Source organism: Mechercharimyces sp. CAU 1602 (genome assembly GCF_024753565.1).
Classification (GTDB): domain Bacteria; phylum Bacillota; class Bacilli; order Thermoactinomycetales; family JANTPT01; genus Mechercharimyces.
On sequence record NZ_JANTPT010000002.1, the window covers coordinates 186,474 to 198,705 of the forward strand.

Consider the following 12,232-nt stretch of genomic DNA (forward strand, 5'->3'; position numbering starts at 1 on the left):
CCTGGATTTAAGTTAATTTTTCATATAGTGCTATCAATTGGCTAGCACTTTTTTCCCAGCGAAAAGATTGAGAGAAGCGATAAGCCCGCTGTGCATATGCACACTTATCCTCCCCCGACAACCGCAACATCTCTACAACCTTCCCTGCCAATGCCTGTTCATCTTGAGCAGCCACCAACATCCCTGTTTCCCCCTCGCGCACGATTTCAGGAATTCCACCCACTCGAGTGGCGACGACGGGAATAGCACAACCCATGGCTTCAAGGAGCACCCCACCCAGTCCCTCGTGCAAACTAGGCAAACATATAAGATGGCTCGCATTCATCCAAGTTGCGATCTCTTCATGTGGACGACGACCCACAAAGCTGATTGCATGCGTCATTGTCAGTGCTTCTACCTGTGCTTGGAGTCGCTTCCGTAGTGGTCCCTCTCCTACAATCCATAAAGAGGCTTGGGGACGTTCTCTATATACCTGTCGCATTGCACGAATTAAATACTCCAGTCCTTTTACTGAATAGAGATTTCCAACGAATAAGATAACCTCTTGCTCCAGAGGAAGTCCCAATCTAATTTTCATTTCCCTACCTTCACGCGGATAGAAACGCTCTGCATCAAAGCCATTATAAATAGTATGAACCATTACATCTTTATCCACACGGCGAACAGCTTCCGCTAGCCCGTCACTTACCGCAATAATCGCATCATTTGTCGCCAGAGTCTCTTCTACATGACGGGCCACACACCTATTCTTCTCAGGATATACAAGAATATCGGAACCATGAACCGTACTTACAACAGGGACTCGTAATTTTTGCCTGAGGGAGGCACCTACATGTCCATCGGGAAAGAGTGTGTGGCAGTGAATGAGGTCAATCGGATGAGTACGATGAAAAGCAGTAATCACCGCTTGCAGGGATTGCAGGTAATATTGACTGTAGAAAGAGAATCCCAGTCCCGCAGGAAACATCCTTGTTGGAACATATTGAACAAATACACCATCCATGACCGTTTTCTTCTCTTCTTGCCGATATTTTTTCCACTTCGGATAGAACGGAAAAGATGGGGTAGGAACAAAGACACTACACTTGACCCCTCTATCTTGTAATGCCCGCACTTGTTGATGCACAAATAATCCTGACATCGGGTTGGCAGGATGGGGGTACATATGTGAGATGATCGCAACATGTAACATCTTACTCATCTACGGTTACTCCCTCTTTTCTAACCTTTTGCAAGTACATGAATAATCTGATCTGCCGTCCGTCCTGCTCCGTATAATGGTGGGATTTTATCAAAATGAATGACTGAGCGCTCGTGAGCCGCTTCTACTATTTGACGTTCATCTGCACCAACAAGCCGATTCGCTCGCCACTTCACTGTTTCCACCCACTCGGTTTCATCACGCATGGTTATACAAGGGGTCTGTAATAAAAAAGCTTCCTTCTGCACTCCTCCAGAATCCGTAAGAATCTTAGCCGCCGCGGCTTCCAGTTGTAGCATATCCAAATAACCGATAGGGGCAATCATAATCACGTTGGGATTGGTAATCTGTAAGTCCCACTGCGCTAGTCTGGCCTGTGTACGTGGATGGAGGGGGAGAACCACTTTATATTCAATTTGATTCAGGGCAGATACGATGCTACGTAATCGACTTTCATGATCGGTATTTTCTGCCCGGTGAAGCGTGGCTAACAGAAATTGATCTGGGGTAAGGGCAAGTTGCTGTAAGATCGTCGACTGCCGTCGCGCTAACTGTATGTTATACTGTACCGCCTCCACCATAATATCCCCCACCATATGTACACCCTCGCTCATGCCCTCACGCAAAAGATGAGCAACCGCTGTTTCCGTCGGACAAAAGAGCCAGGTGGAAAGATGATCAGTCAACACACGATTGGTTTCTTCTGGCATCCGGCGATTAAAACTACGTAATCCAGCTTCTACATGAGCGACGGGCACATGGAGTTTGGCCGCCGCTAATCCACCCGCTAATGTAGAATTTGTGTCGCCGTATACAATAACGAGATCAGGTTTCTCCTCAAGCAAAATACGTTCAATCTTGGTCAACATCTCTCCCGTTTGTTCTCCGTGTGATTTAGAGCCAACATGAAGGTGATAATCAGGTTGCGGTATCTCCAATTCCGAAAAAAATATGTCGGAGAGGTTGTGGTCATAATGTTGTCCAGTATGAACGAGAATCTCTTCACCATGCTGACGCCACACGCGTGAGATGGGTGCCGCTTTAATAAATTGAGGTCTAGCTCCTACAATCGTTACCGCTTTCATTTAAGCCTCCCCCTCCCTCTTTATGGTTTATTCGGCTTCACCAATCGCAAACATCAATTCTCCTTCTGCCACCACTTTACCCTCTACCGTAGCAGTCCCTTTCGCTTTCCCTATATAACGTCGCATTTTTAACATTTCCACCTCTAAGCGCAAAATATCTCCTGGCTTTACCTGACCACGAATACGAACCCGATCCAAGCCTGTTAAAAAACCAATCTTTCCTCGATTTTCTTCCACTCCTAAGATCGACACCGCTCCTACTTGGGCCAATGCTTCCATGATTAACACTCCTGGCATCACGGGGTGTCCAGGAAAATGACCAGCAAAAAAAGGCTCGTTGATACTGACATTTTTCTGTCCTACCGCGCGCACTCCCCAGTCACATTCAATAATCTTATCTACCAATAAAAAGGGATAACGGTGTGGCAAAATGCGTTGTATATCAGCAATCGTCATCTCCACTCTTTTCACTCCTCTTCAGGTTCATTCTTCTCCTATAGCACCTTCATTATAGCGAAACTGTTCACTCTTTTCCATCAAGAAAGAAACCGGCTTAATCGCTTCCCAATAGAAATAAGAACACCCTCTAGATGATCTAGAGGGTGATGTATAATAGCATTTAATCCTTTTGTTTCAATGCAATTCGTTCTACAGCTTGACTTACTTGATGATGGACATCTGGGTCAAGTGGGTGTGGAACTAAATCGCCTTCTTTTGTTAAACGTGAAATCTCCTCCGCTGCCGCAACAAACATCTCATGCGAAAACCGTCGTGCCTTCGCATTCAATATTCCGCGAAAGATTCCAGGAAAGCCGAGTGCGTTATTTACAGAACGACCATCAGCAGCAAAAGCAGCTCCTGCTTCCACTGCTACTTCCGGCCGAATTTCCGGCTTAGGGTTAGACAACGCCAAAATAACTTGCCCTTTACGAATCATATCAGGTTGAATCAAACCAGGTACACCCGTTGTCGCCACCACAATATCACACTCGAGCATTAATTCCTCAAGGGTAACTAAAGGCTTCCCACCATATCCTTGCAAACGTTGACGGGCTTGTTCTTGTGGGTCTGTACCATACACTTCAGTAACTCCATAAGCCAGAAACATACGACAAATCGCCAATCCAGCTGCTCCCAGTCCTATCTGTCCTACCTTCGCTTCTTTTAAGTCGACTCCAGCAGCACGACAAGCCGACATGACTGCAGCCAACGTAACAACTGCCGTTCCATGCTGATCGTCATGCATAACAGGGATGTCTAATTCTTGCTGCAAACGCTCCTCAATTTCAAAGCAATGAGGGGAACCAATATCCTCTAATAAGATGCCCCCAAAACTGTGAGCAATATGTTTCACCGTGTTGACCACTTCATCGGGATCGCTTGTATCCAACAAGATTGGAATCCCACTTATTCCAGCAAAGCGATCAAAGAGAGCCGCTTTCCCTTCCATTACTGGCATTCCTGCAACTGGACCTATATTGCCCAATCCCAATACCGCCGTACCATCAGTAACAATGGCCACCGTATGACCAATACTGGTATAGATGCGCGCTTTACTAGGATCTTCCATTATGACACGGCACACATTGGCCACCCCTGGAGTGTACACTTTTCGTAGATCGGCAAGAGAACGGACATCCATCTTACTGGTCATATGAATCTTTCCACCCTCATGAGCGGAGAGTACATCATCAGAGACAGCTGTTAGACGGATTCCTCTACCCAATTGGCGAATATCAGCCAATATTTCCGCTAACTTCTCATCACTTTCGCATTGTACTGTGATATTGCGCAAGGTTGTGCGCGGCCCAATTCGCACAGTTGTAATCTCACCGATATCACCACCGGCTTGTCCAATAGCAGTAGCTACTCGACCCAAATTTCCGGGTAATGAGGGTGTTTCGATCATCACGGATCGAGTCAGGTTTCGTTCACTCACGTTCTGGTCCTCCTTGCGTATTAATACAGCTGTCATTATTGTTCGTGAAAGGCAAAAGCCCAATACCGAGATTGGGCAAAAAGAGTAGATATGAATTATTTGTAAACAAGATTATATAGGTGTTCCCACAATTCTACACTAAAAACTTCTTTCCACTCGCCTCCATTGGAACTATACCCTACTATCAAACCAATGGACAACGCTGTTAGGAACAATAAAGGGAGCCAAACAATCTTCCAAATCACGATACCTACTTTTTTCCCAATGTCAGCTGTCTGATTCGTCTGAGTAGAAACCTCAGCTTGGTCAGCTTCCCCCTCAACAAGCTCATTCTCTTCTTCATCGGCTTCGCTCCACTTGAGAACTCCAGCCGGTTGTATGGCTTCATGCCCTTCCTCTATGGCTTTATTTTCTGAAACAGATATGGGGTCTAGATTACCCTCTTCTATGTTTTCGCTTTTTTCTGAGTGCTGCTCATCCTCATTCAACTGATGCTTCTCTTCAACCTGGTCCTCATCGTCTGCTGGTACATCTTCTACATGTCCATCATCCCCATCCACCTCAGTAAGAGGATTGGCAGACTCCATCTCTGGTCGGGTGATTAAATCACCCTCAGATTCTGCTGACGTATCTTTTTCTCCCAAAGTGTGAGTCTCTTCCTGCTCTTTTGTAGCAGTCTGATGGTTATGGCTATCCTCTTCTCTGATTTCCTCAGCTTCCTCTACTTCTTCAATCTGTTCTTCCTCTATCTGTATCTGTTTTTTTTCTTCAATCTGTTTTTCTTCCTCTATTTGCTTTTCTTCTTCAGATATTTGCTTTTCTTCTTCAGAGGAAGTGATCGGGCCTGTTTCCTCAACGTTTGAATTTTCTTCCTCTATATCTGTATGTTCATTTCTTTCCTTATCTGACATAGCCCAAACCCTTTCTTTCCCACTCTTTTTCTCTCTGTTCCTCATCATTTATATTTATATCACATTGGTACGATATTAGTCCGGTTGTCGCATAAAAAGGCAATAAAATCACTATAACTATATCATAATTACGTAATAGATTCCATCTGCCTCCTATAAATATTAGAAAAAATAGAAATAAATTTTCCAACAAAAAGAACACCGGAGCAAAGAAAGATATCTGATAATAAAGACAAATAATGATACATCCCTATGTACGCTACGGCGCTCTTTTTGCTACATATTTAGTGTTGTCGCTTCTGTCTCTTGCTGTTGACTCATATCATCAACTTTCTCTTTTTGATTTTTGTATTTTACTTTCGTCGCTTCACCACCACGCAAATGACGAATCGATTTATGATACTCCAGGATCTTCTTCACTTCTTCCGCCAACTCAGGGTTGATTTCAGGTAAACGTTCTGTAAGATCCTTATGAACAGTACTTTTGGATACACCAAATTCTTTAGCAATATGTCGAACCGTGTTCCTTGTCTCCACAAAGTACCGTCCAATCTTAATTGTACGCTCTTTTATATAATCGTGCACTCCCTTCACCCCTCTTACGTTTGTCTGGTACATTATATGAAGGGGTTTGGGGGTTATTCTCTTTCGAACAAGCACTGACAAGCCTTTTCATCCAATTTCTTTCACGAAAATCACAATCCAATTAAATCCATGCACTCCGTTTACTAGGATAAATAAGAGAATGACCTTCCTCCTCATTCCAATAAGCTGTGATAATCCGCATGGTAGTCACACTCGTATCCACTATCTACAACCTAGCAATAAACAAAAAAATAGGATATCTTCTTTCTGTCGACGACAGATAAGAACATATCCCCTCTCAAACATTAGTCTGATTTTTTATTTTTTGGAGCTAATAAATTGATTCGGATTTAGCGGTTTCTCCTCTTTACGCACTTCGAAGTGCAAATGGTTACCCGCTTCTTTTTCAAACTTGTTAAATCCGGAAGTGGCGATCTTCTCTCCACTTTTTACGCTGTCCCCAGCTTTCACTTGCACATCCGTTAAGCTCTGATATACAGTAACCAATCCGTTTTCATGCTCGATCTCAACAACCATTCCCAGGATCGGGTTTTCTTCTGCCCGTGTCACTTTCCCACTCAAAGCGGCAACTACTTCAAATTCTTTGCCATCTTTACGAGCGTAATCCTGTCCAGAATGGGGCCAAAATGTATTAGCATATTTTACAAGGGAAGCTTCTTTTGCTTCATCTGTATCCGCCTCCTCATAGTAGCCCATCTTCATCATTTCTTGCGTGTCATCAGCTACTGGAAGACGCATACTCTCTTCTTTCTGCTCTTTCTTCTCACCCTCGTCATTATTCATTTGGATAGTTTCCAATCCCAACTCGGGTAAGCTTTGATTTTGACTACTTTGGTACCACCACATCATAGTGAAGATAAGTGCAGCAGTACCCAAATAAATAGCAGGGAAGACCCATTTCTTTCCTAGAACTCTTTTCCATTTGGCGCGTGTAGGTAATTTTTTAACGCGCTTGTCTGGATCTTGTGGTTTCATTTGGTAATCACCTCAAACTCCAGTGTGGACAGCCTGAAGTGTTTATATACCTAGGGTCTCCATATTTTTTGTATTTTCGCAACCCGTTTTCTAATCAAGTTTATTTGCTCAATTCTTATATGCAAAATTTATTTAGAAGAAAAGAGTCGATTCCTTATTTCTTACTTGCTAGTACTTGATTTACTTGCCCGATATCTATCCCACTATAATAGTGCTTCACAATCTCCTGAGCACCTTTACCCTCCTCCGCCATCAAATTGGCTCCCCACTGGCTCATCCCTACACCATGACCATACCCCTCTGTACGAAAGGTAAGCTTTCCTTGATCGTATTTCCAAGTAAAGTCTGAAGATGAGAGATTTAACGCCTCACGAACTTCACGCCCAGAAAATAGTTGTCCATCAATAATCACTTCATCCACCCGCTCCCCTTCTGTCCAACCTTTTACCTTGATCCAATTGGAGTTCCATTTATTAGGAGGCGAAACCTTTTTCCTCGTATTTTCCAATAATTTTTTAGAAAATTCATCAAGGGACAGCGTCACTTCATCTCTAAACTTTGGTGATTCCTGATCCCAACTTGAATCTACACTGCGCAAATAGGGATAGGGAGCCGTGAAGTAATCTTCCGAGTTCTCAGTACGGCCATTACTAGTGGAAAAAAAAGCAGCATAGATGGGTTGCTTCTCGTAGAGCAATACTTTGTTCTCTGTTTCTTTAACCGCTTGATTCACTTTATTGGAGTAAGAAATATACTCTGCTCCCCATTTTGCCCGCAACATTTCGTCCGACGCATAAACTTGATGACGCACAGTGTCAGAAACGTGGGCCCCTTTCGCCCCCTCACCGAAAGAAGACTCCATATCATGAAAGTTATCTTTACGTAAGCGGTCAATAATATAGGTTCTCGCTGCTAATGCTTGTGCTTTTAACGCCTCTACATGAAAATCAGCCGGCATCTCCGCTGCCACTACGCCACGCACATACGCCTCTAGCGATATTTCTTCCGTTCTTTTCTCCTTCGTCCTGTATACACGAATAATGGGTCCTTCATCGGGCAACGCTACCACCTTTTCACTCTCTACTGCTGCCACAGGCGTGAGCTCCTCATCCCCAAATCCCGTTAATAATGCCGGTATCATCACCATCACTGCAACGAGCACAACGAAAAAGGTGGCTACTACTACTCCTTTGTTCAACCCTTTTCCCCCTCTCTATCTGATAAACTCTCTTTACGTTATGTAATGAACTAATAGATTAGAACATCCTCACCATCAAAAAGAGAGTGCGCCACCTTTGCCCCACAAAAAAACTGTGAACCTAGGAAATGGTTCACAGTTTATGAAATACGAAATATCATATATTAAGCATATGAGGTCTGTACAGATAGATCTTCTTTCTCCTCTATTTTCACACGTTGTACATCAGCACCTAATGCTTGAAGCTCTTCAACAAATTTAATATAACCACGATCAATATGATGAAGTTCCGTAACTACCGTCGTACCTTCAGCTATTAAGCCTGCCAGTACCATCGCTGCACCCGCACGTAGGTCGGTCGCTTTCACTTCCGCACCCGAGAGGGAAGACTTTTCAATCAGGGCGCTACGGCCGTCCAATTTGATATTAGCACCCATGCGCTTCAGCTCTTCAACGTGCATAAAGCGGTTTTCATATACACTTTCTACCATCATACCGGTACCTTCTGCCGTCAGTTGCAGTGCCATAATTTGAGACTGCATATCGGTAGGAAATCCAGGGTGGGGCAGTGTTTTTACGTCGATGGCTTTTAATTCGCCTTCAGCCCGTACATGTACACCATTTTCACCTTCTAACACCTCGACACCCATCTCCCTGATTTTAGCAACAACTGGCTTAAGGTGGTCTGTAATGGCACCTTCAACGAATACTTCCCCCCGGGTAATTGCAGCTGCCACCATAAAGGTGCCTGCCACGATGCGGTCAGGAATAGGGCAGTACTCCGTTCCATGCAGAAAATCTACACCATCGATACGAATCGTATCCGTACCTGCCCCACGTACATTGGCTCCCATCGCATTGAGGAAATTCGCTAAGTCAACAATTTCTGGTTCACGAGCAGCATTTTCTATAATCGTGCGCCCTTCCGCCAGAGTCGCTGCCATCATAATATTTTCCGTGGCACCCACACTTACTACGTCCAAATAGACACGTGCGCCTTTTAAGCGTCCAGGGACTCGTCCTTCAATATACCCTTGACCGATCTCAAACTGGGCTCCCATTGCCTCCAGTCCCTTGAGATGCTGATCAATGGGACGACTGCCGATCGCACATCCGCCTGGCAGTGGAATACGAGCATGTTTTTTACGTGCTAATAGAGGGCCCATAACTGCAATAGAGGCGCGCATTTTGCGTACCAATTCATACGGAGCTTCTGTTACTTCGATATGTTCCGCTTTAATACTTAATCGATTCTCTTCTAATGAAGTTACTACTCCCAAGCGGGAGATAAGTTCAGTAATGGTTTTTACGTCCTCAAGCAAGGGAACTTCCTCGATGACAACTTCGCCACGACTCGATAATATCGAAGCGGCGATAATTTTGAGTACGGAGTTTTTTGCGCTGTGTACTTTCACACGGCCTTTTAATTTCCTACCGCCTCGGACGATGATTTTTTCCACATGTCTTCCCTCCACGAGACTAATATTCGATCGTTATGATAGGAGTGCCGATGGTATAGACCATTCGTTGATGATTAGGGTCGATTCGAGCCGCCGCTTGCACGTTCATCCTCCTGCCGTCAGTCAGCAGCTCTTCTTGGAAGAAGGGAGAATATGCAGAAATGCTTGTCGTCTCTTCTGTACGCATCGCTTCGATCTCCACCGCATCCAGCTGACTTAACATTTGTTCAACGACTTTATCCGTTTTTAGCTTGGATATGGCTCCTCGCCCCTGCATGGACAGATGAATACTAGGCTCAATCCCAGCTTTTCGCAAAGCACTTTCCACCTCTTGACGCATGCTTCGGATTGCGGCTGTTGTTTTCATCTCTCCCTGTGATTGGAGCGAAATATACGGTCTAACCCATTTGCCTTCTTCTTCTAAGATAAACAAATGGAACTCCAGTTCACTCTGTTCTTCACGTTTTGCACTAGAGGACCACTTGCTACCATGCCTATTTGCGTACAATTTAGGATTAGGAATATCTAAAGAATCACATATGTTTATCGCTAATTGTTCTGCGTTTTGTTTCTCGATTGGTGCTGCTAATTTACTGCCATGATGAATGACAACTTTTTCTGGTGTCACGTTCATGTCTTCAAATACATGAATGAGTGCTTCTACTTCTGATGGAGCCGCTGTGGATCCAATCAAAAATAGGCTTGTAGCCAATAAAGATATTGTACCCCATAACCAATTCTTTTTCATCCTTTACTCTCTCCTCCGCTCAAATCTTTCTTCCAGTTTGGACGGAAAGAGGAGCGGCTAAACGGGGAAAGAGAAGAGTTTCCCTACATTTCTGTTTTTCTTTAAAAAAGATATTTAATCATTCGTGACCAGCTAAGGTAGTCGATCAAAAAGGTGGCTAAACCGTGCCCCAATACTACGGACAATATGATGGTAAATAATTTGATATGCGGGCTTTCCACTTTACTAATGATGCGATCCAATCGCATATTGGATATAACCCACCAACAAAAAGCTATACTTATAAGGGATATAGTTATATTGATGAGTGCGCTTGTTCCTAAGCCGAATTCCCCACCCACTATGGTATGCACTCCTTATTATCATGGTTCAATATCACATTACGATACTCCCTATCCTAACGCAAAAATAGTACAGACGCAAAGGGTGTTTTATGAAACTTCTTTAAAAATATTTTGGGGATGGTGGAGGATGAGCACCCATTAAGGTTCTTTCTAGAATGAATTCGTTATTCCTGCCTAACCATTGTATGATTTTGATTAACTTTTTTGTTGGGAAACATAAAGAGGAGCGGTGACCGCGCCTCTTTTGTCTATTTTTATAAATTATACTTTCTATTGGAAAATGGATGATCTCCAATCCAACGAACTCCAAATATCAAGGATCAACCCAGGAAAGATACCGAAACCGATTACTCCAACTAACGAAAGCCCCACCAGAAGTGCGCCGGTCCAAGGTAGACGCAGCGCTGACCTCTGCTCGTTTACTACTATAGGACGAAAATACATTTGACGTACCAGTTCAAAGTAATAACCATAAGAGATTACCGTCATCAGTACCATCAGGCCGGCTATCCAAAAAGAGCGCGTCATCAGTACGGCCAGAAAAATGTGTAGCTTGGCAAAAAAGCCAACGGTAATTGGTATGCCGGCAAGTGAGAGGGCAAACAGAACCGTAGCGAACGCTAGTAGAGGCGAACGATGATTTAGACCCGCAAAAGCACTTACATGTTCATCTTCCGTCTCCCGTTCAACAATAGCTACAATCGTGAGCAAACCGACAGTAGCTAGCATATATGCAAGGAGATAGAAAAGAAGGCTGTTAAATAAGAGCGGACCAATCATAGCAACGGGGAGTATGAGAAAACCAACATGCCCAATACTGGAGTATGCCAACATCCGCTTGGTATGCGTTTGCCGCAATGCAACCGTATTTCCGATAACAAGGGAAAGAACAGCCACTGCAACAAAGATCGACTCCACCATAAATACCCATTCTGTCTGTAGTGCAGGATAATATGCGATCAGCACTATCCGCAACAACAGAGCAAAAGCAGCAATTTTAGAGACTACCGCTAACCAAGTCATAATCGGGGTACTTGCCCCCTGGTATACATCAGGTACCCAAAAATGAAAAGGACTACTCGCTATTTTAAAGACTAATCCGAATAAAACAAGAAAAAGGGAGAGGTAGATATAAAGATCAAATCCTTCTACAAAAACCTCTGCCAACTGCTCCTGAATCAGATAGAGATTCGTGCTGCCGGTAATACCATATATAAACGAGAGACCGTATAAAAAAAAGGCAGACGACACTCCACCATAGATAACGTATTTCCAAGCGGCTTCATTCGCATCTTGTCGCTTTTTACGAATGCCTACCAGTATATAAGATGAAATACTTAGTAACTCCAGCCCCACATACAAAGTGATCAAATCTGCTGAGGAGACAAGTAACATTGCCCCTATCAGTGCTGTCAACAACAGCGTGTAATACTCACCCTCATACTCTATTTCTGACCGTCGCACATCTGCGATTGAGAGTAGAAGCACCGCGAGCACCCCGATGAGGAGCAAAACTTTAAAAGAGAGGCTGATCGCATCTATCCGATATGTGTCTGCTAAAATCTCATATGGAGCCTCCCCCCACTGCGAAAGGGTAACTGTCAAGGAAAATCCAACAAAGAGTACACTAAGCCAAGCGATCAGTGTCCGCCTCTGCTCATCTCTTAGTACCAAATCGAGCAAAGATAATAAAACAGCTGCACAAACCAATATCAGTTCTGGTGCCATCACGATCCAATCGTAATCGAGTAAAGTTCGGTTCATT

Annotated in this window: 12 protein-coding genes; all 12 read right to left on the reverse strand. The window is 44.0% G+C overall.

Annotated features, from left to right (window positions below):
- Positions 1 to 7: 7 nt before the first annotated feature.
- Positions 8 to 1,201 carry a glycosyltransferase family 4 protein gene (locus NXZ84_RS11955; protein ID WP_258840559.1) on the reverse strand — a complete coding sequence of 398 codons (1,194 nt, stop codon included), beginning with the start codon at positions 1,199 to 1,201 and terminating at the stop codon, positions 8 to 10.
- Positions 1,202 to 1,221: 20 nt separating this feature from the next.
- Positions 1,222 to 2,286 carry a non-hydrolyzing UDP-N-acetylglucosamine 2-epimerase gene (wecB, locus tag NXZ84_RS11960; RefSeq protein WP_258840560.1) on the reverse strand — a complete coding sequence of 355 codons (1,065 nt, stop codon included), beginning with the start codon at positions 2,284 to 2,286 and terminating at the stop codon, positions 1,222 to 1,224.
- Positions 2,287 to 2,313: 27 nt separating this feature from the next.
- Complete coding sequence (gene fabZ / locus NXZ84_RS11965) at positions 2,314 to 2,742, reverse strand: 3-hydroxyacyl-ACP dehydratase FabZ (protein WP_258840663.1); 429 nt, start codon at positions 2,740 to 2,742, stop codon at positions 2,314 to 2,316.
- A gap of 163 nt (positions 2,743 to 2,905) precedes the next feature.
- The gene (locus tag NXZ84_RS11970) at positions 2,906 to 4,195 is read right to left on the reverse strand and encodes an NAD-dependent malic enzyme (protein ID WP_396654042.1); all 1,290 of its coding nucleotides are present in this window, start codon (positions 4,193 to 4,195) and stop codon (positions 2,906 to 2,908) included.
- A gap of 125 nt (positions 4,196 to 4,320) precedes the next feature.
- Positions 4,321 to 5,136 carry a DNA-directed RNA polymerase subunit beta gene (locus tag NXZ84_RS11975; RefSeq protein WP_258840562.1) on the reverse strand — a complete coding sequence of 272 codons (816 nt, stop codon included), beginning with the start codon at positions 5,134 to 5,136 and terminating at the stop codon, positions 4,321 to 4,323.
- 276 nt (positions 5,137 to 5,412) lie between these two features.
- The gene (gene spoIIID / locus NXZ84_RS11980) at positions 5,413 to 5,721 is read right to left on the reverse strand and encodes a sporulation transcriptional regulator SpoIIID (RefSeq protein WP_258840563.1); all 309 of its coding nucleotides are present in this window, start codon (positions 5,719 to 5,721) and stop codon (positions 5,413 to 5,415) included.
- Between the two features lie 318 nt (positions 5,722 to 6,039).
- Positions 6,040 to 6,717, reverse strand: coding sequence for a M23 family metallopeptidase (locus NXZ84_RS11985; protein ID WP_258840564.1), 678 nt, complete (start codon positions 6,715 to 6,717; stop codon positions 6,040 to 6,042).
- A 154-nt stretch (positions 6,718 to 6,871) separates the two neighbouring features.
- Positions 6,872 to 7,915, reverse strand: coding sequence for a stage II sporulation protein D (gene spoIID / locus NXZ84_RS11990; RefSeq protein ID WP_258840565.1), 1,044 nt, complete (start codon positions 7,913 to 7,915; stop codon positions 6,872 to 6,874).
- A 164-nt stretch (positions 7,916 to 8,079) separates the two neighbouring features.
- Positions 8,080 to 9,375 carry a UDP-N-acetylglucosamine 1-carboxyvinyltransferase gene (gene murA, locus NXZ84_RS11995; RefSeq protein WP_258840566.1) on the reverse strand — a complete coding sequence of 432 codons (1,296 nt, stop codon included), beginning with the start codon at positions 9,373 to 9,375 and terminating at the stop codon, positions 8,080 to 8,082.
- Between the two features lie 19 nt (positions 9,376 to 9,394).
- Positions 9,395 to 10,123, reverse strand: a complete 729-nt coding sequence (locus NXZ84_RS12000) for a YwmB family TATA-box binding protein (RefSeq protein ID WP_258840567.1) — start codon at positions 10,121 to 10,123, stop codon at positions 9,395 to 9,397.
- 101 nt (positions 10,124 to 10,224) lie between these two features.
- A complete protein-coding gene (locus tag NXZ84_RS12005) occupies positions 10,225 to 10,476 on the reverse strand; it encodes a DUF1146 domain-containing protein (RefSeq protein WP_309495885.1) in 252 nt (83 codons plus the stop codon).
- Between the two features lie 261 nt (positions 10,477 to 10,737).
- Positions 10,738 to 12,231 carry an NADH-quinone oxidoreductase subunit N gene (locus tag NXZ84_RS12010; RefSeq protein WP_258840569.1) on the reverse strand — a complete coding sequence of 498 codons (1,494 nt, stop codon included), beginning with the start codon at positions 12,229 to 12,231 and terminating at the stop codon, positions 10,738 to 10,740.
- Position 12,232 lies beyond the last annotated feature (1 nt).

What these genes read in the sequence shown, in the direction of transcription:
- NXZ84_RS11955 (WP_258840559.1), bottom strand. Translation starts at nt 1,201, where the DNA reads ATGAGTAAGATGTTACATGTTGCGATCATCTCACATATGTACCCCCAT.
- wecB (WP_258840560.1), bottom strand. Translation starts at nt 2,286, where the DNA reads ATGAAAGCGGTAACGATTGTAGGAGCTAGACCTCAATTTATTAAAGCG.
- fabZ (WP_258840663.1), bottom strand. Translation starts at nt 2,742, where the DNA reads ATGACGATTGCTGATATACAACGCATTTTGCCACACCGTTATCCCTTT.
- NXZ84_RS11970 (WP_396654042.1), bottom strand. Translation starts at nt 4,195, where the DNA reads ATGATCGAAACACCCTCATTACCCGGAAATTTGGGTCGAGTAGCTACT.
- NXZ84_RS11975 (WP_258840562.1), bottom strand. Translation starts at nt 5,136, where the DNA reads ATGTCAGATAAGGAAAGAAATGAACATACAGATATAGAGGAAGAAAAT.
- NXZ84_RS11985 (WP_258840564.1), bottom strand. Translation starts at nt 6,717, where the DNA reads ATGAAACCACAAGATCCAGACAAGCGCGTTAAAAAATTACCTACACGC.
- NXZ84_RS12000 (WP_258840567.1), bottom strand. Translation starts at nt 10,123, where the DNA reads ATGAAAAAGAATTGGTTATGGGGTACAATATCTTTATTGGCTACAAGC.
- NXZ84_RS12010 (WP_258840569.1), bottom strand. Translation starts at nt 12,231, where the DNA reads ATGAACCGAACTTTACTCGATTACGATTGGATCGTGATGGCACCAGAA.